Origin of the sequence: Lapidilactobacillus wuchangensis (assembly GCF_003946645.1) — a bacterium.
In the GTDB taxonomy this organism is placed as follows: Bacteria; Bacillota; Bacilli; order Lactobacillales; family Lactobacillaceae; genus Lapidilactobacillus; species Lapidilactobacillus wuchangensis.
Map to the genome: position 1 here is coordinate 17,940 of NZ_RHOU01000002.1, position 21,823 is coordinate 39,762.

Here is a 21,823-nt window from a genome sequence, read left to right on the forward strand (position 1 = left end):
AAGGCTGACGCCTTTTGCAGCGCCAGCCCAGAGAGTTAGTCTAATAATTGGTAGATGCCATGAGGTGTTTCAACGAAACCTCCTTCAATTTCGAGGTCACGTCCGACCTTGGCATAGTCGATATAGTTTTCGACTTGTGGCGGAATGTCGCCGAACCAGCCTTCGTCAGCCAGTTCTTCGGCCAACTCCGCCATATTCGCAACGTGATAGCAGGCGATGGCATCCTTGTGTGCAGCGAGTTCGATTACGTTGTCGTACCACTCGCCGATAAGCTCTTTGACGGCCGGATAAATGTCGGTACCTTTCAACGCTTCAACGGCTGCGGCAGCTTCGTTGATCTCACCAATCGTTGAATACTCACTAAAGACAACGGGGCCTTCGTAGTCCTGAACCATGTATTCTTCGTACTGGTCGTTCAGCCCTAGCTTTTCGGTGAGTTCTTCATTGTTGATCGGTGGCGTGAACCATGCGCCGACAATCTCACCCTCGTTATACTTGCCAAGGTTGGCAATAAAGACTTTAATGTCGTCCATCGGCTAGGCTCCCATGACGCGGTTGAACAGATTCAGCAACACGTCTTTGACCCCAGCGGTGTTGAACACCAGCCCGACGGCAATGATCGCGATGACGAGAAAGCCGATCAGCTTGGAGAACTCGCGCTTGAAGCCGAGGTAGACCCCGATAATGGCAATCGCCATCAGCACCAAGCTCTGGGCGTTGGAGGTGAACCAGTTAAACAAGTTTTGTCCGAAATTCATAATAATCATCCTTTGATTTTTAGTTTTGTGACCAGGGCTCCCTTCAAGATTGCTGCTGTTTTGGCGCGGTCAGCAGCGACCGGATCAGGGGTAACGAATCAGAAAAGCTCGGTTTGAGTGGCGTGGTGGTGCTTGATGCGATCAAGGGCACGCCGCCAGTATTCTTCGCTAATTTCATAGCCGATGAAATGACGGTCAGTGTCCATTGCGGCAATCGCGGTGGTGCCAGACCCCATGCAGTTATCCAGCACGATCTCACCGGGCTGGGTGTAAGTCTTGATGAGGTAGGCAAAAAGATCGACGGGCTTTTGTGTCGGGTGCCAGCCGGTGCGATCAGACTTGTAGTTGAGCACGTCAGACGGGTAGTTTGTCCACTCTTGCGTGTAACTGTCAGGGGCGTTCCACGGGTGCAACTGATTTGAGTTTTCATACTTGCGAGAGTTGACGGTTTTGTTATAGGGGAGCAGTCCTTGGGGGAAATAGTGCATGCCTTTGGTATCGGGGGAGTTACCAAAGTTGGCCGTGCCCGACTTGGAGAAGACGAGAATCTCCTCGAACCGGGATAGCGGGCGGTTCTTGACATTGACGAAGTTGGTGACAGTATTCTTGATCCAGACCCACTTGTAGCGATACAAAGCTGGGTTTGATTGCACTAAGTCCGCAGAGAATCGTTCAGTTGCGGTTAGCACGATTGCGCCTTGTGGTTTGATGATTCGTTCGTATTGGCCCCAGAGGTATTCAAACGGGATTACCTTGTCCCAAGCGTTGGCTGTGGTGCCATACGGCAAGTCGCATAGGATCATGTCGATGGAGGCTGTCGGTAAGTCCGCCATACCTTCCAGACAATCGCGATTGTAGATGACGTCTAGTTCGATTGTGTTGATACTCCTTTAGTTGAATTTGTGACCATCACTCCTTTTTGAATTGCGATTGTTTTGGCACGGTCAATCGCGACCAATGTAGTTAATCGAAAAATAGGTCTTTGACCGGTGCAGCGAAGACCGGCCAGCCTGAATCTTCGGCTGTTTGATAAAGCAGTCGGCGCAGTTCGCCGTAGTTCAAGGCGCGCCCATCGCGGCCTATCAGAGCTGCCGGGTGTTCTTGTTGCTGGTGCCGCCAAGCGATGTAGTCTTGTGCTGTGAAGCCAAAACTGTTCATGTCGCAGATACGGCGGTACTTCTTGTGCTCGACGACACCGACTAGCGCGGCCTTGTAGACGTAGACGTTCAGCACGCAGTCTTTGAATGCCTTGCCGCGCAGCGGGTGAGAAGCAAGCACGTCATTGACCAAACATGTCACCTCCTAGCTCCTCGCTACCAACAGTCTGTTGTTCAATCAGCTTGAGATGTTTGTCGGTCAGCTCGGCGTCCTTGATCATGAGCTGCAATTCAGTGGTGCCGAAGTAGTTGTCGATTTCCTTGATAACTTTGAGCGTGGGCATGACTTGCTTTTGGAGCCAAGCCTTGGTCTTATTCAGGTCAAAGGGTTGTGGGTCAGTAGTCAGGCGGATCGGTTGGCGACCTTTGCCAAGGAAGTATGCCCAACGTTCGTTGAGCGGCCACTTCAAGCGGCTTTTGTCCGGGACTTCATCCACGAAGCGCATGTAGCGGGTGATGATACCAAACGCGACCTTTTCGGCGTCACGGGTAATCAGCATGTTCTCAATCGCCTTGATTGCCCGCTCATTTTTCAAACGAATTTCAAATCGGTTGATGATTGGCGTGTCGGCTATAGAGATGCCACGCTTGGCAGCTTGTTCGGCGGCCTTTTCGTAGATGCAGAAATACACGTCGCTTTTCATCGTGCCGACGTATAGGGTATTGCCCCGGCCAGCCTCGTCGAGATCCACGAGCTTACCTGATTGCAGCCCTTGAAATGACCGCATGACGGAAATGCACTCGTTGTTCAGACACTTATCGACCAGTTCTGGAATGTTCAGCAGGCCAACCATGTCGTTAATCGCAATATCGACCCGCTTGAAGATGCCGCCAGCTTCATCAACCCGAAGAAAGTAGTCGTACCAGTTTTCACCGTGGCTAAGCAGAATACCTTCAAACTCCCTGCAGCCTTGGCCTTTCATTTCGACCAGTGTGCCGAGGTTGGAGCCAACTGGTGCCACCATGACCTGAATGTTGGAGAAGATATACATGGCCGAATAGCCGTAGAAGCCGTGTTCCTCAAATATCAAGTGTTCTGGGGTCAGACCGAGAATCTTGGTGATCACGGCTTTGGCGTCATGGGTGGGGAACCGCACGCGCATGTAGTCAAACATCAGCGTCAATTCGGGTTCGTCGTTCCAGTTCTTGAGCAGCCGGTCGATTTCCATTTGCAGCGACGCACTGGGGTTAGTCCGGCCACTTTCAATTTGGCTAAAATGATGTGAGGTCACGCCTAACCGACGCGCAACCTGTACTTGGGTCAGTCCCAGTCTTTTTCGACGTGACCTGACCGCATCTGTCCATTTTTCCATGTCCGAATGGCTCACTCCCTTCTTGATAAATAAAAATTGTGGATTGGAGGTGCCATCCACAATTTACTAATTTTCGTATGAACGCCGTCATGTCAACCTTTCTACCCCGTGTTCAGGCACAGACGTTGTATTTAATACCCCCCTGTTAGAGTACTGGGGGTAAGCGGTCGGCTGGCGCCGACCGCTGCCACTCACGCTTGCGGCTTTCGCGCTGCACGCCGCGCGTGGCGGCAGGGTGCAGCTTTGCTGAACAGAATGGGTAGTCATAGTCTTTCTCCTTTCAAACGGGTTTGTCTTGATGACGGCGTGGAATTGTCAGTAATGGTGCGCCCAGCTATGATAAGTGAGCTGCATGCCTGTTTGTGTCATGGTGGCTGTGAACCAGAAGTAGACGGGCCTGCCCGAGATAGTGCGATCACCGACGAGTTCGAGCCAGTGATCTCCGTCTTCGTAAGGCTCAATGTAATCGCACATTTCCAGCAAGGCGTCTTCGGCGTCCTCTGGTGTTCCAGCTATAATCGTGTCAGCATAGTCTTCCTGAAAGCGGCTTTGATTATTGATTACCGAAATTCTCATATATTCTCCTTTCGTATTTGCAATTTCACGTTTCAAGCATCGTTATGTGGTATAATGATGCTTGAAACGTGAGGCGAACGTAATGTCAGATTTAATTGAATCCTTCTTGAAGCAAAATAATGGGCAGGTAACGACCGCAGATGCTAGAAAACTTGGCATTGATCCACATCTGCTTATTGATCTTGCAAACCTTGGTAAGCTAGAACGAGTAGGGCGTGGAGTGTATATTGACCCGGCGATATTTGAGGATGACATGTATATCCTTCAATATCGTTTTAACAAAGGTATCTACTATAAGGACACTGCGCTCTTTTTGCATCATATGATCGACAGGACACCGGATCGTTACCAAATGAATTTTCCTCGCGGCTACAATGCAAGTTCACTCGGCGAGTTTCCTGTGCGGGTCTATCGTCAAAATGTAAAGTGGCATGAGTTGGGCGTTGAGGAAGTGCTGTCTCCGGGTCAGCACAAGGTGAGGGTCTACAATATCGAGCGAACCCTCTGTGATATTTTACGAGCGCGTGATTCATCCGATTCGGAAACTATCCGTCAAGCAATGATCAGCTATTCGCAGCGAAAGCAAAAAGATATTGGGCGGTTGGTACGCTATGCAGATTTGTTCAAAGTTAGAGAAAAAATCAACAACTACATGGAGGTACTACTGTGAAACTCGGTTTTTCAAATGGGCAACAGTTCAAGGCCAAGGTGCGTAACCTTGCCAAAGAAAAGCAGATTGATCCCCAAATATTGATGCAAGAGGTGGCGTTAGACGAGATTGTAGATCGTATTTCTCGTTCGCCTTACCGGGATAACTTGATTCTCAAAGGTGGGTTTCTAATTGCGTCAATGCTAGGTGTTGATACACGGGCAACTCGTGACGTTGATACCTCCGTCAAAGGCCTGCCGGTAACAAAAGAGGAAATCCTCAAAGCGTTTACGGACATCGCTGATATGAACGAGCCAGACAGCGACGTAACAATCAGAATTGCTAAGATTGGCGATATTCGTGTCGCCGCGGAATATGCCGGATTTCGTATTCATATCGAAGCAAAAATCTACAACAGCGTCGTAGATACCAAGATTGATGTTTCAACGGGGGATACAATCACGCTCCGTGAAATTTCATGGCATCATCGTACGATTTTTAATGATCAAGATATTCTGATTATGGCCTACAATATGGAGACCATTCTTGCCGAGAAACTCGAATCCATGGTTGTGCGGCAAGAACTTAATTCGCGTATGAAAGACTTCTACGACTTGTATCTGTTCGATAAGGTGCAACGGCAGAATATTGACTTCAAGGTGTTGAAGGACGCGTTGCTAGCAACGGCGAAGTTGCGCGGAACAGAGGAGATGTTGCCGAGGTATGTGGAAATTATTACCCGGTTGCGTGCATCCGCTTTGCTAAAGCAGCGCTGGGAGAAATACCGGGTTGCCTACGTTTACAGTGAAGGGGTTACGTATGAAGCAACGTGTGATGCGGCGCTAGACTTGGTGAACGCAATCGGACTACCATAACGTTGGTCTCCTGTGCCGTTGGAATAGCGGAAATTGAATTGGCGACATGCCTGATTCCGGTCAGAAATTTTACCCGCGAGGTACGGAGCGGTGTGGGGAATTCGCTGGTGACGGTGCCGTCGGTGCTAACATATCCGGGTTTTTGATTGACTTCGGGAAGAAGTGTTTGTTGGTTTCTCCGAACATAGTGGAATAGTCAACTTACTCATCCAACTGAGGTGCGCAAAACAGAAATACACTGTGAGTTAAAATAGGAGTGAACAAGTAAAAGGAGTTGGAAAAGTTGATTGAACTGAACAACGTGAATACAAAGTCGTTTCATAATTATTCTTTTAATGGCAGGTTTGACAAAGTTAATCTATTTTTTGGTCAGAATGGTTCGGGAAAGACAGCTTTGTCAGGATGGATTTCCGCACTAGATTCCGACCATTCAAGGGTTTTCGACACGGCCTACGTTGAACGGGAGGTCCGCAATACTGAGACAATTCGCGGATCAAAAATTATTGTGGGTAAGGAACAGATTGACTCGGTTGATAAAATTGCTTATTGTCAGAAAATAATCTCTTCCCTCGAAAGTGACACCTCGGCAAGCACAGAGCTTAAAAGTGCTAAGTCAGCCTTGGCAAAAATTATGAGTGATGAAATCGCCACCGCTAAAAGAAATTTTCAGTCAAACGCAATCCATCAAAAAGCAAATGCGCAATCTAATCCAATTCGGGCATTGGAACAGTGGAAAGATGAAATTCATCACTACAAGGATGTCAAATCAAAATTTTCAAGCTTTGAAGACATTGATCAAGCAATTCGCCAGATGACTGTAGAACGGGACTATCTCGTTCCAATTTTGCAGGAGTATGATCAAACTAAACGGAAGAAATTTATTGATGCCATGAATACACCCGTTCTAGAACCCGAATCATCCGTGGCATCAAACGTCGCTGAATGGTTAAGCCGCGGCCTAATCTTGCATAATTTTCAAGATGATGAGGAGCCAGAATTAACCACTTGTCTTTTTTGCGGGAACGAAATAGATCCGGAGGAAGTGAAATCTTATATTTCAGATAGAATTGACAATGAGTATGCAAAATTAATTGCTGCTATCGGACAGTTCCAGAAAAATTTGGCTGACAGTTTGATTGAACTTAGTCAACTTCAAGTGACCGGGAAAGTTGACGAAAAGATTATTGATTCGGCTAGGGAACAGATTACAAATCTTCAAACCGTACTAACAGATAAGCGTCATCACACGGATCAGGACTTGGGACTGGGAGAGGATGTATTTTCAGGGATACTTGCGGTCAATGACACAATTAGACAAGTACGAGATGAAGCTGACGCCGGATTAGCTCAACTTCGACACGAACAAGATAATATCGAAAAGCTTGCGAAAAGAAGCATAGGATTAGCCTTGCAGGGACGACAGGATGTAGATGCCGCTGTTCAGCAGATTGGTAGCGTGGAGAAAAGACTTGACGAGGAGAATCGTTCGTTAGAGCTTACGAAGGATTTTTTGAAGAAGCTCAACGAGAAGTCCAGTGACTTAGAAGGCTTTTTAAGCCTCATGAATGGCACGTTGAAAACAGTTGGAATGGATTTTCATTTGCAATTTTCCGCTACCGACACAACTAGTTTTGAAGTTGTCGAAAATGAAAGCAATGAAAGTTTCCAATTTCATTCACTCAGTGAAGGAGAAGTCCGCTTAGTAGCGTTTGTAAAGTTCTATTTCGGTTTATTTTCGGAATACAAAGTCGATAAGGAAACTCAGTCAATTCTTCGAAAAATCGATCCGACAATCCGTGCGATTATTCTTGATGACCCGATTACGAGTGTAGATTCAAATAACAGGTATTTTATGACCTCACTGATTAACTCATTCTTGGATGAATTTTCCAAGGAAAGTGTTGAAACCTTCGTCTTCACGCACTCACTATATGATTTTCACAATATTGCCTATCTTGTAAATGGAGGTGTAGCTCACTTCCGGGTCACTAAAGATGTCCATGGAGAGAGTGAGATTACAGCTATCGAAAGTGATTCGATGAAAAACTTCAGTGATGATTACCATTCCACCTTTATTGAAGTTGCAAGTTTTGCGATGCTAGGTAAGCAACGTCTGGCTGAAAAAGTGAACTACCTCTACTTTGGAAATCAGTGCCGCTTTTTGTTAGAAACGCATGCTCGATCTAATTACAATATCGAAAACGCGACTAACAATGCGCTGTCACAAATACTCGACGTATATAACGTTCCTAAGCCGGCGGAACCTCAGGTTAGAAGAATGCTAGATACCATAAATAGTTTGTCACATGGTATGTCCTTCAACTGGGATTACACTTCGGGTATTCCGGCCAAAGAGATTCAGCAAGCCGCGAGAACTCTCTTATGGATGCTAAGCAATAAGGATAGGCAGCATGTTGAAGCGATGGCCCGTGGTTTATCTGGGTTAATGAAGAGCTGTGAGTCTTGGCGCCCAGTTGGCGTCGGAGTATAGATGATGATTATGAGAGTGGAGCATTATCCAATTTGCGTCTGCTCTTATACATCCTCATCTGTAACGTTTGTGTAAGTTATGATTAAGCCACCGTCGTCGCCAGTGGTGATGTTGAACCAAAAGCGCTTCGGAAAACGGTCGGTGGTCAGGCCGCCGGGAGCGCCCATCCAGATCCGTGAATCCGGGTACTCGCGGGCGTGCATTGCCATCCATTCAAGTTGGTCTTCCGCGTCTTCGTCAGACTGGAAAGGCACGTTCTCGTGAAAGTCATTGAGGAATTGCGATCGGTTTTCGATTTCGACATCAGTGCTCATTTGGCACCTCCTGTTCTGTTGGGGTTGCGGGCACGGTATTGGCAGCGGCACCGATTTCGGTGAGAAAGTCATAGCCGCGCGGTACTAGTGGTGTGTAAAATTCAGAGATCACGCTACCGCCAGTATCGACGTAGCCGCGTCCCTTAATTGGTTTTTGAAAGAAGTCTTTGTTGGTTTCGCCGAACATCATGGAGTATCCCAGCTCACTCATGCGCCCAAGCGCAACGCGGAACATAAACTGGTCTCTGATCCCGTCGCCCAGATACTTTGCGTCTGGGCGTTGGCAGGCCAACACTAGGAAGAAGCCGGCTTGACGACCAAGCATGACAATCTGTTTGAGTTTGGACATGACTTGCATGGCATCGCGGCCAAGCATATCCATAAAAGCCACATATTCATCAAAAATCAGAAAGTGGGCGGGTAGTCCGAGATAGGCGTAATTCTCACCGGTCTTGTACCCGTCCATTTGTTTCATTTTGTCGTTGCGCGCCATCATGTCCTGATAGAAGGTTTCAAGCGCACCAAGCATGGCCTCCTTCTTCGAGTAGACCCCTGGCATCACGTCTGCCAGATCGGCGAGGTCAGCATTTTTCGGGTCAAGAATGGTGAGCTGGGCACCGTCTTTCAGCAGTGCTTCAATCAACGTCAAAATAAAGTAGGTCTTCCCGCCACCAGTACCACCAGCGATCAGCATGTGGGGCAGCGCGTCATAGTGCCAAGCCACCGTTTCCATGAGCTGCATGGAGCCGTGTTCACACGTCACGTCAGCGATGGTGATGCGCTTGCCGATCGTGTCGTAAAGCAAGGTGTATTCGACGTAAGAATCGTGCAGGATCTTGTCGACCAGCTCACAGTAAAGACCAGCCTCTAGCTTCTTTTCCAAGTGCAGCAGTTGGTCTTGATAGGAAGACATGACGATTTCAACGGAAACGTGAATCAGCCCATCCTTGAGCCGGTAATAGATTTTGGGAAAATGCGAGATTTTCTCTTTGGTGCGCGTTGAGCCTAAGTCCTTGAAGAAACTCTCACTGTTGGACTGGTCAGTTTGGTACCACTTGTTCTCCATGATCATGCGGGCGAGTTTTTGGCGGTGTTCCATCTGCTTGTAGGAATCCGCAAACCAAGTTTGATATGCCCACAAGCCAGCACCAAAGAGTAGTGCTGTGCATAAACTGTTAAGAATTAGCGGCAACCATGACCAAGGCAGTGCCACCACATCCGGCCAACTAAAGAATTTCCAGTTGATTTGTCTTAACAGCGGCCAATAGGCAATGGCAGCACCAGTTATCCATAAGCAAACCACAACGGTTATGGCCGTGTTGTAGAGCAGGTTGCGTTGACGCGGATAGACCCGTGTACCGCGATAAACCAGTTTCATTCGTCATCGACCATTCTTTCAAAGCCAATCACTAAACCGAGGGCACTACTTTCAATGCCGAACTGAAAGCGTAGACCAGCCTTGCAAAGTTCCGGGTCGTCGCATTGTTCACTTGGCAGAATTAAATCACAGGCGTTCATGCCTTGATCCGCTGCTTGCTTTGCCGAGTTGATCAGCCCGTGAATCACATCAGCAGGCGTTGGCGCACCGGCCTCAAAGTTGGCAGTGTGGTCGTAAAAGTCGAGAAAGTCGGTCAAGCCGATCAGGGTTACTTGGTCATTCATAGTGTTCTCCTTCGGGCGTTACTTGACGCCAATGTATTTGATAGATGGTTGTCGGTCTTCGGTGTCGATGTTGAAGCTGAACTCTTTGGATTCATGATCGCGGGTACATTCGCCGTCTACCCAAATGGAAAACGGTTCGCCAGCAGTTGCCTGTTCGGCAGCCATCAACACCATGTCAATCAAAGCGTCCGGGCTAGGATCATGGAAATCAGGATCAACTAGCGCGGGGTAATCTTCCAAAAATCCGTCGATATTCATTGCGGACATTTTCAAGCTCCTTTCATTTGTAGCAATACGAAATTCAATCAACACCCATATAAATCACGGTGTCTTCAAGCAAGTTGAAAATGAATTCCTTTGGTTCGTCATCAATCGTGTTGTCATCAACCCAGATAATGAATTGACCGTCCATTGCCTGTGCTGCGGCATCAGCGACCAATTCCTGTAAAAAATCAGCGCTTGGAGGAACGCCATCCGTTCTGACAAGTCTGGTGTAGTCTTCGATGAATTCGGTGATCTCAAAATTTTGTGGTTGAATCGATCTCACATCCTTATTCATCGCTGACGCCCAAATACGAGAGCCGCAAGCCATCTTCACCCTCATATGAAGTGAACGAGAACAGCTTATTCATGCCGTCGTTGGTCTGCTCGCTGTCGATATGCAGGTGTTGGTAGGATTCAGGGCTTTCTTCCATGAGTTCCACCATGTCTTGCAGGATCTCGTCTGGGTCAAGGCGGTAGTCGTTGTCGATTTCTTCGTTATAGTCGTCGATGAACACTTCACGACCAACTACGGTCAATGTGGAAGTCATCATCTGTAATCAGCTCCTTTCATTAGTGGTAAGCAACCGCCGCAGCGGGCGGCGCGCGTGAGGAGTGGGGCAATGAGCTATTTCTTGTCATTGTTGTTTGGCTTCTCCTGTGGCTTGACCGGTGCGGTGGCAATCACGAGATCCTTGGCTTTCATGTACCACGAGGTCTCAACACGGTTGAAGTTTGCGTTCGCCACAGTGTCGATCACTGGGTCAACCAAGGTAACGAGCTGGTTGTACTTGAAATCCTTAACCCCGGCCTCTGCTGGAATTGAAACTTGGATCATCATTCCTTGTTTCATTGACTTCAAGTCATAGGTGCGTTCCTTCACGTCGTCGGTACGATTGCCGTCTTCGTCTTGCACGAAGCGTTCGCGGCGTTGACCGGAGAATTTCAAGACGCCAAAGGTTTCTTCTAAGTCGATAACGATGCCTTCTGCTAATCGCATGTGGGTTCCTCTTTTCTTTATTTGACTGGGACAATATCGTCGGCATTGCAGATGTAGCGCACAAAGGCTTGCTCACCGATTCGGTAGCCAACGGTCGCAATGCGCGGTTTGATGATGGTGACCGGCGCATCTACTTCAATGCTTTCGGCCTTGTCACCTTTCTTCGCCGGAATGGTGATCTCGATGTTGTCGGTACGCTGCAGGTCAGAGAACAACTCGTAAGTGCGGGAGACAACCTTGCGATTGTCGCGATCACCTTCTGACAGTTCGCGCTTGAGCGAACCGAAGTACAGGTGGCCGAACGTCTTTTCAATGTTTGGTGCAACAAATTTGAGTTCCATGTTGTAGCCTTCCTTTCGTATTCAAAAAGCCGGGTAGGTGGGCTACTCGGCTGTGGCTTGGTGATAGTATTCGGTTAATTGTTGAAGTAGATAATCGTAAAACGACTTGGAGATTGGGTGAACGGTGCGGCCATCAGCGTATCGTGGAAACTGGATATACCAGCGATACTGACCTTCGATGAGCTTCACGTTTTTCAAGATAAGCACATGATCCAGTACGATGTCGCCTTGGAGCAGTGCGTCGCCACCGGGATCAGGGTACATATTGATAGAAGAAATGCGCATATTACTTGCCGTCTTTCTTCTTGGCACCACCGATCACAACCATTGCAGCAAGGACGCCGAGCAGCAGTACTACACCGATGACGATGAGCCAGCCGGACGTCGCGTTACCGGTTTGTGGGAGACCTGGCTTAGGCGTCTGCTTGTCGGTCATGACGGCCTTCACGATTTCACCATCCTTAGTGATTTCGAATGGCACGAGGGCTTCGCTAATTTCGTAGCCCTTTGGTGCATCGTATTCTTGGAAGCTGTACTTGCCAGCAGGCAGGTTGCCAAAGGAGAAGACACCGTTCTTGTCGGTGCGACCAGATACAACCGTCTTGCCATTTTCGTCCAGAATACGGATACCGGTGTTTGGCAGGCGCTTCCCAGTAGAAACATCGGTCTTGGTCAGTTCGCCCGTGCCCTTGATCAAGTGGTTGGTCAGTTCAAAGGCGATGGTTGGTTTCTTGGCGTCAGCCTTGGTCTCACCAATCTGCTTGTCCTTGCTATCGAAAACCGTCACGCCGTCCTTAGTAGACACGAGCTTGAGGGTTTCCTTCGATAAGACAAGGTTGGTGGCAGAAGGCTTGGTTTCGCGCAAGTAGAACGTGCCCACGGGCAGATGCTTGATGGAGCCAGTGGAATCTTTGCCGACGGTGATAGTCTGAATCACCTTTTTGTCAGCGTCGAGCAGTTCAAAAACCGCGCCAGCAGCGTTACCGCTCATCGTGTAGGAGTAGCCTTTACCCGAAACCAGCGTGGCAACTTCATTGATCTTCTTGAATGACAGTTCGTTTTCGTGGAGCTTGTTGTCGATCACCTTGCCGTCATTAAGGTCAATATGCTTGATCTTCTCGTTGTCGGTGGTGTGGAAATGGAAGCCGTACATCGTGGTATTTAAGTCGTGCTTCTCACCGGCATCAAGTTCTTTGACGTAGTAGTAGCCTTCTGGCAACTGGATTGTGCCAAATTCAGCCTTACCATCTTTGACCGTCGTGGTGGCAACGAGTGATTCAGAAGGAATCACAGTGTCGCCAATCGTGGTTTCGCCTTGCGTGAACAAGCCGAAGACCTGACCGTTGGCAGCGACGTTCTTGATAACTGGAAGGTTGTCCTTCCAGCCGGTGATGCTTTCTTCTTGCTTGTTGAGTGTAATGTCGAGTTGCTGGAAGTCGTTCTTAGCTTCAAGTGAGGTGGAGGTCACCGTCACTTCTTGCCCGGCATACTTGAGTTCAAAAGCAATCGGATCGGTGTTCATGATGAACCCGTTTGGTGCAGATACTTCGGTTGCGGTGTACTTACCGAGGTAGAGTTCTGGAGTTTGAATCTGGCCTTGAGCGTCGGTGGTACCAGTGGCCACCACGTCACCCTTGTGGGCACGAACGGTGCCGTCAGCAGTCGTGATGTCTTCGGCTGCCTTGAACTCAAATTTCGCACCAGTCAGAGCGGTGTAGTCGTACTTGAACTTGTACTGATCGCCGTATTCAGTTTCAACCTTTTCGACGGCGACTGGGGTAGCCCCGGTCTTGGTCAAGGTGGCGACACCCTTTTGGGAGAGGTCAGCGAACTTAATGACCACGATGCCGTCTTTATGGCTGCCGTCGATGGTGAACTTAGCTGATTCCTTAGCCAGTACATAGCCTACTGGAGCTTGAACTTCTTCGAGTTGATACTTACCGTACCCGAGGGCTTCGGCGGTGATCAACTCACCGGAGTTGTCGGTAGCGAACTTATCAGTCGTACCGGACTTGTCGGCAGTTGGCTGAACTTCGTACTTGTTGGTTTGCAGGTTCTTGATGCGGAAGATTGCGCCAGCGCGCAGCACGGTCTTCCCGGTTTCGGTATCAACCTTGACTACCCGCAGCTTTTCTTCGATAACCTTGTTTTCGATGCTGTAATGTTGGGACTTCTGGGTGCCGTCAACAACGACTGTGAACGGCTTGATGCCGTTGTAGCCCGTTGGGGTCTTGGTTTCAGCTACGGTGTAGGTGTCGTAAGGCAGATCCGCAAACTTCACGTACCCTTGGGCATCGGTGAGGCCAGTGCGAACAACCTTGCCAGTGGTCTTGCTGGTGACAGTGAACTGGGTGTCCTTGAGCATGACCGGCTTAGTGCCTTTGCCTTGGGTTGTCCAGTCGTAGTTCCCGTACTTGAGTAAGTCGAGGTCGCCAGTGATGACTTGTTCCTTAACCGTCGTGGTAGCAGTTGCGGTGGTGACGTTCTGACCAGCGTAAGCCAGCTTAAAGGTGTACTTTTGTGGATCAAGCACGTAGCCGGTCGGCGCCTTTACTTCTTGCCAATAGTAATCGTCCAGTTCCAAGCCGGAAACAGACGCGGTATTGTTGGTAATCGTCACCGACTTTACGAGCTTGTCGTCGGCTGCACGGTGGAGTTCGTAGACAGCGCCGTTAAGGCTGGCAGCACCTTGTGGCTGCTTGCCGGTAACAGCATCTTCCTTGATGATGGTGGCAGTGCCGCGTTGTTCTTGATCAGTTGCATCGACGTGAGCAGTCGTGACCGCGACAGTTTGACCAGCATACTTCAATTCAAACGGCAGCTTGGTCGTGTTTAGAACGTAACCAGCAGGGGCTTTTTCTTCCAGCGCGTAGTAGCTACCGAGCTTGAGATTCTGCAAGGTACCTTTACCGTTGCCGTCAGTGGTGATTGCGCCAACCCGTGTTCCGGTGCTGGTGTAGATTCCGTAGACAGCGCCGTTAAGCGAGTAGTAGGCATTGAACATGTCGCTACCAAACTCTTTACCAATCTTGGCGAGAGTTACGTTACCGAGCTGTTCCTTGTTGCCGAGAACGACTTCAACGGTCTTGCCGGGTTCAATGGTGACTTCCTTGAGTTCGCCCTTATTGACGTAGCCGTTCGGGGCAGTGACTTCGCTGATCTTGATCTTGGTACCGGCTTTGATCCCGTTCAGGACAGCGTAGCCGTCAGTGCCAGTCGTGATTTCTTTGGTGGTACCGTTGTACTCGAACTTGAGCTTGGCACCCGGCAGCGCCTTGTTGGTATCGGCGTCAACTTTTTTGGCTTTCACGTTACCGTTGAGATTAACTTTAATAGGTAGAGAGAACTCGCCGTTGTTGGACAGCTTGAAGTTGACGAGCTTTTGTTGTGAGCCTTTCGTGTAGACGAAAGAGGTACCAACGTCAGCAGCCTTGGCAATCGCATAAGCCACCTTACCGGATTCCTTCGACTGGGCAGTGGCCGTCAGCGTCAGCTTATTGCCAGACTTCGTAATCTTGAGGTTCGCGGTGTTCGCCGTTTGCTGGGCGAAAGCTGCGAGCCGTCCGTTGGTATCAGTTAAGGTGATTGAATCACCAACTGCAAGCGTGATCTGCTTACCGTTGAAAGATGGCTTGCGATCATGCGCGGCGACCTTATCAAGGATTGCTTTCTTTTCAGACTGATAGCTCTTGTTCGGTGTGGTGAGCAACGAATCGCCGAGCGTTTCCCAAATAATCATCTGGGTCACGGCGTAGTTGCGGTTGGTGGGGTTCTGGTAGTAACCATAGTAAGCAATCTTGGCTAGTTGATCCTTCTTACTGTCGGAGTAAGTGCTGGGGTTGTAGCCGGAGCCGCTCATATCGAGATCGACCCCGTGCTCCACACAGAAGGCAACTTTGCCGTCCACCTTTTTCATCCACATACCTGCGTCCGTCCAATGTAAGCCATTGAACAAATGCAAGTGCCATGTGTTGCGCCAGTCGGCGACCTTGGTGTTGGTCATGCTGGCAGCAATCGCCATTGAGGCGGGGATAAAGAGTTGGACGAAAATTGCGATTAAAGCGGCGAATACGGAGGTCCGCCGAACTGCTTTCATCAATGTAATTCCTCCATTCTTATTTTTCAGTAGCAGCGTGTGAACTAAGTGCAACAAAATTGAAGTTGAATCACGGTTCAGCAACGTAAGCCTGTTATTTTATTGGGAAAGTTAACGGGCGGCTATTCATCGGTGGATAAGTCATCGGCAAATAAATAACGGGAAATAAAAATAGACCGCTCGGACATTGAGGGTCTACGCTTGCTGTTGATATGAAGTTTTCTCCAATTTGCACCGTGCAACTTTTATGCTGCTTCCAAAGCTGTTTTTTGTGATATAATTGAGCTTATCGAAATTCAAAAGCCTTTAACGGCGCTCATTTGCGCTCATTCGGCTTTTCGGGGCAACAGAATGGGAGTAATTGATATATACAAATTGATGTTACAACGTCGGTTTAACAGCATTTCGCTTATTGTATAATTGCGTAAAAGACGGTTAGTGATTATGATTGTCACCAAAAAGCTCATCTATCATTGGATAGATGGGCTTTTTTGGATAGACAAGTAGCATTATTTAAAAGTAAAAATTATTGTCAGCGAGTCGCGCATTAAACAATTAAGAGAGAAACCTATTTCAATAAACTATTTAGATAAACATTGGATCAAAGCAAATCAGATGTATAAAATTGGTCGAAAACCAATTCTAAATAAGTTAATGGTCGTCAATAAAGTTGATTCATGAAAAATATTAAAATTAAAAGTTACTATGATACTTTTTTATCTTTTTCCATTGTATCTTTTGAAGTGAATGATGTGATCAACGTTATTTTAGGTGAAGAAAGAGAATGTCTTTTCCCCAGATCTATTATAGTATTATCTTATAAATATTAGCTGTATGATATATTAGTAAAGTGTATTATCCAACGTACTTTTTTGTGATGTATAGGTCTATTTAAATGTTTGAAGGAAAGTAGATGAAGTGTTGACATTAAAAAAATATGAGTTAGAAAAAGAAGAAATTATTGCGGCAGTAAATAATTTAGAAAAAAAAGAAATTAAGGTAGCTCCATTTGCTAAAAATTACCATTACTTAGATTCACTAGATGAAATGCAGAAAGTTGCGGCAACTAGACTTGAAGGGAATTATCTTGTAATAGCGGGTCCGGGTGCTGGAAAGACACATACCTTGGTATATCGTGTTTTTCACATGATCAAGATGGGGATTCCCGCTAAAGAAATCTGTTTAATTACGTTCACAAGGAAAGCGGCAAATCAACTAAAAAGGCGTCTGGAAGAACTATTACCCAAGGTTGAGATTGGGTATATTGGCACCATTCATGGTCTTGCTTTTTTGCTGATTAGGAGATCTTTAAGTCCGGGAGTGAGGTTGCTTGATCCTGAGGATGACAGAATGATCATGCGATTAGCTATGGAGGAACATTCCCTTAAGTTACCGGAACGTACAAGATTAACGACTGTCCAAAAAATTATTGATTACTCCAGTGTCACGTTGAAGTCAATAGATGAAGCACTTATAGATTTGAATAAAGAAGATATTAATTCTGATGATATAAAGAGAATCATGAAGGTGTATGAAAAGTATAAGAAGCAGTATGGGTATATTAATTTTAACGATGCTATTCTGTTGGCATCAGGCGCAGATCGTGGTTCATTAAATTATTTAATGGTTGATGAGTATCAAGATACCGATCCTTTACAAATTCAAATGATTAAAGGTTTGGCTTTTCCGAACGTAATGGCAGTTGGAGACGATTTCCAATCAATATACTCATTCAGAGGCGCAGATAATAAAATTATTCTTAATTTTGATAATGATTTTGAAAATGCAAAGGTAATTAAATTAAATATTAATTATCGCTCAACACGTGAAATTGTGGATCTCGAAAATCAGATCACTGGAGCAACGGAATATGGATATAGAAAAGCACTAAAAGCTAATCGCAAAACTGGTTCTTGTCCTGTGACTTTTCCAGAAAGCTCAGACACGGGAGTTTCAGAAGTCATGACGCGTGTTAGAAAACTAATTGAAGAAGAAAGTGATGATAAGCTAGCGGTAATTTATCGGTACAATCGGCGAAAAGTAGATTTTGAATCTAATCTTATTAAAAATAAGATTGATTATGTTGTTTATGGAGGAATAAAATTATTAGAACGAAAACACATTAAAGATATATGCGCAATATTGCTGACAAATCAGAATAAGAATGATTTTATAGCATATATGAGGGCTTTAATGCTTTTAGAGGGAATTGGAGAAGTTTCAGCAAAACAGCTAATTCAGGGGCTTAAGAAATCTTCGCGAACCGACTTTCTGGAACTAAAACAAATCATCAATACGCAATATCCAAGTACTTTAGATTTGTTGAAAGATACTGAAAAATTCTATTTAGATTTGGAATCCGTGCTAAGTAAGTCAAACTATACAGTTGAAGAAATACAGGCAGATTTTGAAATACTTAATGAATTATCAAAAGACTATCAAAGCATCAATAATTTTATAAGCGACATCATACTCGATTCATCACAGGATAAATGGTCATCAAAAAAAAGTAACGTTAATGTTGTATTAACGACCATACATTCAGCAAAGGGTCTTGAGTTTGATGATGTGTTTTTTATTTATGATCCAGAAATTGTTTATTCTGTTGATAAGGCTGAAGAGAATAGAAGGCTTTTTTACACTGCAATTTCGCGTGCTAAGACCAGATTAACAATAATTGATGGTGGACATCGCAAAGATATTTCTCAGATACTCTCTGATTTTGAGGTTCAAGATATGTATCTTGATCCAGAACTACTGGAAGATGAGGCGGAAATTACTGATACTAATTACTTAAATGTAGACGATGTAGAAAACAGTTTTGCTAAAAATGATGTTCGGCAGACAGAAATGATCCAAAAGAATTGGACTGAAATAATAAATAGTGTAGCAAATTCAGAGCATCGTATGTTGTTGACAAAGTTGCAGGTAGCTGCTTCTTCTGAAGATACATTATTGTTGGTATACGATTTAGATGACGAAAAAATAATTACATCTAATTCGAAACAACTTACTGATGAATTACAATCGGCTATGACGGCCTTGACTGATCATCTTATGTCAATAATTTTAATTGAACAGAATTCTTTTCAAAATATTGAGAGATCACGTAATGAAAGCACAAAAAAATATGAAGTTCCTAAGAGTGATAACATTGATATCAAAGTTTTAGATCGTACAGAGGAAGATAACCATCAAAGTGAATCCAATTCTCCCCTTGAATCGCATACCTCCTTTATTAAAGTTGCTTTAGGTCACTTGTTTGGAAAACATAAGAAGGAAAATTAGATACTGATAATACACCTTTTCCATGAGTGCGTTTAATTATTTAGGTTTATTTTCAAATAATTCCGGGAATAGTTCTTGTTTATATTAACAACCTTTAAAAATTAGTTTCTAAGAATTATTTAAGTCACATTAAAAAAGTAGGACAATCATGCTTACGTGTAAAACGTGTAATTTACTCTAGAACTATAAGCCTCACGTACTAGCCAGTGTTTCAGTCACTGGTTTTGTGTGTCAAAGCCAAACCACTTAAGCGATGTTTGTACTATTCATCCTGACCCTTGAAAGGGTCCTAATACCCGCACATACTCAATTTATCCATCACTTGATTATGTTTTTTCCCTAATCTAGAATATATATTCTTATATTTCTTTATAGTTGCTTCATTTTTTTCGATTGTGCTCATATAATATCCCTCTGACCAGAAATGTCGATTTTTAAATTTGTATGTTGATTGAACATCATTAACACTGATTTCCCGTTTAAATACTTTATAAAGCTTGATATACTTATTTTTGGTTGTAACTCACCAACCAATGTACATGGCTCGGTATCATATGACCTTTAATAATTTTCATGTCTTTATACTGGCTGACACAACAATCTAACATCATCCTGTAGATCTCGTCGATATTGTTTATAGATTACTTTTTTCTCATACTTTGGAGTGAATACGATATGGAGCCATTTGGTATGTGCAGGACTATTGAGGTTATTTGCCGTTTATGACGTCCTCTTTCGATTTTGATGACCTACATTTTAAATCTTATAGGTGCATCTTTGGTATAGTCCTGCATAGTGAGTGGCTTTTTGTTTCACACTCATTCGTACATTCAACTTGGCCTAAGGCCATAACAAAACGTTTTGCTACGGAAAAATGATTTTAGTAACATTGATGAATTTAAAGAGGAATACTGAGAATAAATTTTTGGTGAGATGTGGAAGATAATATCTATGACTTTTCAATTAATGAAGATGTAAAGATTGAAGAAGTAAGTAGTCTTTATGTTATTAATACTTTTATCATTACAATATATTGGTGGAATGAAAAATTCAATGTTTTTAAAAAGATGAAGGAGCAAAATTATGTCTAAAATCGAGCCTAAATTATTCGACGAATTAAAAAAAGCACTTATCTCATTTGGGGACAAGTACTTCATTGGCGATGAATTAAATCGTTCAAAAGTTTCTGATGATTTACGTGCTTATGATGAAGCTTTACTAGCAAAATTATTTGAAATTGATTTTATCAAAAAGAATTACATTAAAGAGGTTGCGGGACAAAAACTATTTCAAATTGATCAACTTGAAGAAGCGATTCTTTACGATGATTATTGGGACACAAGTTATACGAAATATGAAAACCGTGTTGGCTTAACTAGTAATGGCAAGTTTATTGAAGATAACCAGGATGTTGTTTTAGATTTTCCCTTTAAAGATGGTGTCCTAACGGCAAGCATGACCAAAGAAGATAATGAAAACGGCTATGACGATGCATTCTTAAATGAAGTTATCGAGAAAGATGAAATTGACCGCTTATTTGATAAGAAGATATTAAATAATGTGAAAAGATATGATGTTGACGGGGAAAAAGATACTGATTATTTTGATACAGAAAAAGACAATTTAATTATTAAAGGAAATAATCTGTTAGCGTTACATTCACTCAATGAAATGTATTCGGGTAAGGTTAGATTTATTTATCTTGACCCACCTTATTATTTTGACAAGAGTAAGCCTAGCGATGCTTTTTCATATAATTCAAATTTTAAATTATCGTCTTGGCTAGTATTTATGAAGAATCGTTTAGAAGTTGCACGTGATTTACTTGATAGTGATGGTGTTATTTTTGTTTCTATTAGTGAAGATGGGCAAGCCTATTTAAAAATATTGATGGATGATGTATTCGGGAAAAATAATTTTGTCGAAACGTTTATTTGGCGAAATACTGATAATGCTGATTCTCTGGGGAATAAGAGCCGTTCCGGTTTGGAGTATATCCATGCATATGAAAAAGTTAAGAATTCAAATAGAAAATGGATTGGAAAAGATACAGAGAATGGTGATGCACCCTTATTAAACTCTAGTAATGGTGTTAGTCAACTGGAATTTGAACCGGGAATTATACGGTTTAATATACCAGATGGAATTTATAAGGCAGGTAGTTATCCTAAAATTGAGCTTCTTGATGATTTGATTGTTGAAGATGGTAAAAATAAAAATATTATCAAACTCAAAGGAAAGTTCAAATGGAGTCAATCCTACCTAGATGAAGAAGTACGAAAAGGTGGAGATTTTATAATTAAATCGAAGCAGTTCTCTATTCGTTATCAGAAATCTGAAAGCAATTCTATGGCACCTGAGAAAATGGTTGATACCACCTATCTTTCTAAAATGTTTGGTGTTGGTAGCTATGAAGATTCAAATTCACATTTAGAAAATTTACAAGTAAATTTCACGTACTCCAAACCAGAATCTTTAATTGCTTTTCTTATGAGAGCAACTACTGAAGAAGATGATCTCGTCCTAGATTTCTTCATGGGATCTGCCACAACACAAGCTGTTGCAATGAAGATGCACCGTCGATTTATTGGTATTGAACAAATGGATTATATTAATACTGTTTCAGTTCCTCGTTTACAAAAAGTCATTGCTGGCGAACAAGGGGGTATATCTAAAGATGTTAATTGGCAAGGTGGTGGCTCATTCGTCTATGCTGAATTGATGCAAAAGAATATGGGGTATTTACAAGATATTATCGCCTCTACAACAATTGATGAATTACATGAAATCTATAACCGTATGTTATCCGGTGTAGATGGCTCACAAGAATCAGCGGATATTTCTTTTAAAGCAGATTTAGATAAAATTGAATGGGATGCAACTAAGGTTAAATTTGATGATCAAAAACGTCTGTTGATTAAGTTACTTGATAAAAATGGGTTGTACTATAATTACTCTGAAATTGATGATCAGAATGTTCGAGAATTTTTGTCAGATAGTGATTATCAGTTCAATAAAGATTTCTATGGGACTGGTGAGTAA

General features: G+C 44.4%; 21 protein-coding genes and 1 pseudogene. 5 read left to right on the plus strand and 17 right to left on the minus strand.

Going from position 1 to position 21,823, the window contains the following annotated elements; genetic code table 11:
- Positions 1-35: 35 nt before the first annotated feature.
- From EKM82_RS02100 to EKM82_RS02125, 6 genes are all read right to left on the minus strand, one after another.
- Positions 36-533 (minus strand): antirestriction protein ArdA, encoded by a 498-nt coding sequence (locus EKM82_RS02100; protein WP_125766678.1) that lies wholly within the window; start codon positions 531-533, stop codon positions 36-38.
- Positions 534-536: 3 nt separating this feature from the next.
- Positions 537-758 (minus strand): hypothetical protein, encoded by a 222-nt coding sequence (locus tag EKM82_RS02105; RefSeq protein WP_003606383.1) that lies wholly within the window; start codon positions 756-758, stop codon positions 537-539.
- 98 nt (positions 759-856) lie between these two features.
- Positions 857-1,591: a DNA-methyltransferase gene (locus tag EKM82_RS02110; protein WP_125766679.1), complete on the minus strand. Its 735-nt coding sequence runs from the start codon at positions 1,589-1,591 to the stop codon at positions 857-859.
- A 130-nt stretch (positions 1,592-1,721) separates the two neighbouring features.
- Entirely contained in the window at positions 1,722-2,048 is a 327-nt protein-coding gene (locus EKM82_RS02115) for a hypothetical protein (RefSeq protein ID WP_125766680.1), read from the minus strand.
- Positions 2,038-3,228, minus strand: coding sequence for an XRE family transcriptional regulator (locus EKM82_RS02120; RefSeq protein WP_125766681.1), 1,191 nt, complete (start codon positions 3,226-3,228; stop codon positions 2,038-2,040). Before EKM82_RS02120 ends, EKM82_RS02115 begins: the two co-directional genes overlap by 11 nt.
- 315 nt (positions 3,229-3,543) lie before the next feature.
- Positions 3,544-3,804: a hypothetical protein gene (locus tag EKM82_RS02125; RefSeq protein WP_125766682.1), complete on the minus strand. Its 261-nt coding sequence runs from the start codon at positions 3,802-3,804 to the stop codon at positions 3,544-3,546.
- Between the two features lie 82 nt (positions 3,805-3,886).
- Between EKM82_RS02125 and EKM82_RS02130 the strand changes: the two genes are divergently transcribed.
- The 3 genes from EKM82_RS02130 to EKM82_RS02140 all read left to right on the plus strand — a co-directional run bounded on the left by EKM82_RS02130 (position 3,887) and on the right by EKM82_RS02140 (position 7,819).
- A complete protein-coding gene (locus EKM82_RS02130; RefSeq protein ID WP_125766683.1) occupies positions 3,887-4,474 on the plus strand; it encodes a type IV toxin-antitoxin system AbiEi family antitoxin domain-containing protein in 588 nt (195 codons plus the stop codon).
- Positions 4,471-5,328, plus strand: a complete 858-nt coding sequence (locus EKM82_RS02135) for a nucleotidyl transferase AbiEii/AbiGii toxin family protein (protein WP_125766684.1) — start codon at positions 4,471-4,473, stop codon at positions 5,326-5,328. Before EKM82_RS02130 ends, EKM82_RS02135 begins: the two co-directional genes overlap by 4 nt.
- 283 nt (positions 5,329-5,611) lie before the next feature.
- Entirely contained in the window at positions 5,612-7,819 is a 2,208-nt protein-coding gene (locus tag EKM82_RS02140; RefSeq protein WP_164508057.1) for an AAA family ATPase, read from the plus strand.
- 44 nt (positions 7,820-7,863) lie between these two features.
- Here the strand turns inward: EKM82_RS02140 and EKM82_RS02145 are convergent, their stop codons facing one another.
- From EKM82_RS02145 to EKM82_RS02190, 10 genes are all read right to left on the minus strand, one after another.
- Positions 7,864-8,133 carry a hypothetical protein gene (locus EKM82_RS02145; protein ID WP_125766686.1) on the minus strand — a complete coding sequence of 90 codons (270 nt, stop codon included), beginning with the start codon at positions 8,131-8,133 and terminating at the stop codon, positions 7,864-7,866.
- Complete coding sequence (locus tag EKM82_RS02150; RefSeq protein ID WP_125766687.1) at positions 8,123-9,511, minus strand: FtsK/SpoIIIE domain-containing protein; 1,389 nt, start codon at positions 9,509-9,511, stop codon at positions 8,123-8,125. The genes EKM82_RS02145 and EKM82_RS02150 overlap by 11 nt, the downstream gene beginning before the upstream one ends.
- A complete protein-coding gene (locus tag EKM82_RS02155; RefSeq protein WP_125766688.1) occupies positions 9,508-9,795 on the minus strand; it encodes a hypothetical protein in 288 nt (95 codons plus the stop codon). Before EKM82_RS02155 ends, EKM82_RS02150 begins: the two co-directional genes overlap by 4 nt.
- 18 nt (positions 9,796-9,813) lie before the next feature.
- On the minus strand, positions 9,814-10,062 hold the full coding sequence (locus EKM82_RS02160; RefSeq protein WP_060611943.1) for a hypothetical protein: 249 nt from the start codon (positions 10,060-10,062) through the stop codon (positions 9,814-9,816).
- Positions 10,063-10,096: 34 nt separating this feature from the next.
- The gene (locus tag EKM82_RS02165) at positions 10,097-10,354 is read right to left on the minus strand and encodes a hypothetical protein (RefSeq protein WP_125766689.1); all 258 of its coding nucleotides are present in this window, start codon (positions 10,352-10,354) and stop codon (positions 10,097-10,099) included.
- Entirely contained in the window at positions 10,347-10,610 is a 264-nt protein-coding gene (locus tag EKM82_RS02170; RefSeq protein ID WP_003606402.1) for a hypothetical protein, read from the minus strand. Before EKM82_RS02170 ends, EKM82_RS02165 begins: the two co-directional genes overlap by 8 nt.
- Positions 10,611-10,684: 74 nt before the next feature.
- Positions 10,685-11,056, minus strand: a complete 372-nt coding sequence (locus tag EKM82_RS02175) for a YdcP family protein (protein WP_125766690.1) — start codon at positions 11,054-11,056, stop codon at positions 10,685-10,687.
- A gap of 17 nt (positions 11,057-11,073) precedes the next feature.
- Positions 11,074-11,397 carry a DUF961 family protein gene (locus EKM82_RS02180; protein WP_003606404.1) on the minus strand — a complete coding sequence of 108 codons (324 nt, stop codon included), beginning with the start codon at positions 11,395-11,397 and terminating at the stop codon, positions 11,074-11,076.
- Positions 11,398-11,439: 42 nt separating this feature from the next.
- Complete coding sequence (locus EKM82_RS02185; RefSeq protein ID WP_125766691.1) at positions 11,440-11,682, minus strand: hypothetical protein; 243 nt, start codon at positions 11,680-11,682, stop codon at positions 11,440-11,442.
- Position 11,683: 1 nt separating this feature from the next.
- On the minus strand, positions 11,684-15,493 hold the full coding sequence (locus EKM82_RS02190; protein WP_191988097.1) for a SpaA isopeptide-forming pilin-related protein: 3,810 nt from the start codon (positions 15,491-15,493) through the stop codon (positions 11,684-11,686).
- 921 nt (positions 15,494-16,414) lie between these two features.
- Here EKM82_RS02190 and EKM82_RS02195 point away from each other — a divergent pair.
- Positions 16,415-18,781 carry an ATP-dependent helicase gene (locus EKM82_RS02195; protein WP_125766693.1) on the plus strand — a complete coding sequence of 789 codons (2,367 nt, stop codon included), beginning with the start codon at positions 16,415-16,417 and terminating at the stop codon, positions 18,779-18,781.
- A 289-nt stretch (positions 18,782-19,070) separates the two neighbouring features.
- Here the strand turns inward: EKM82_RS02195 and tnpA are convergent.
- Positions 19,071-19,456 (minus strand): annotated as a pseudogene (gene tnpA, locus EKM82_RS02200) (IS200/IS605 family transposase).
- A 408-nt stretch (positions 19,457-19,864) separates the two neighbouring features.
- Between tnpA and EKM82_RS02205 the strand changes: the two are divergent.
- Positions 19,865-21,823 carry a DNA methyltransferase gene (locus EKM82_RS02205; RefSeq protein WP_125766694.1) on the plus strand — a complete coding sequence of 653 codons (1,959 nt, stop codon included), beginning with the start codon at positions 19,865-19,867 and terminating at the stop codon, positions 21,821-21,823.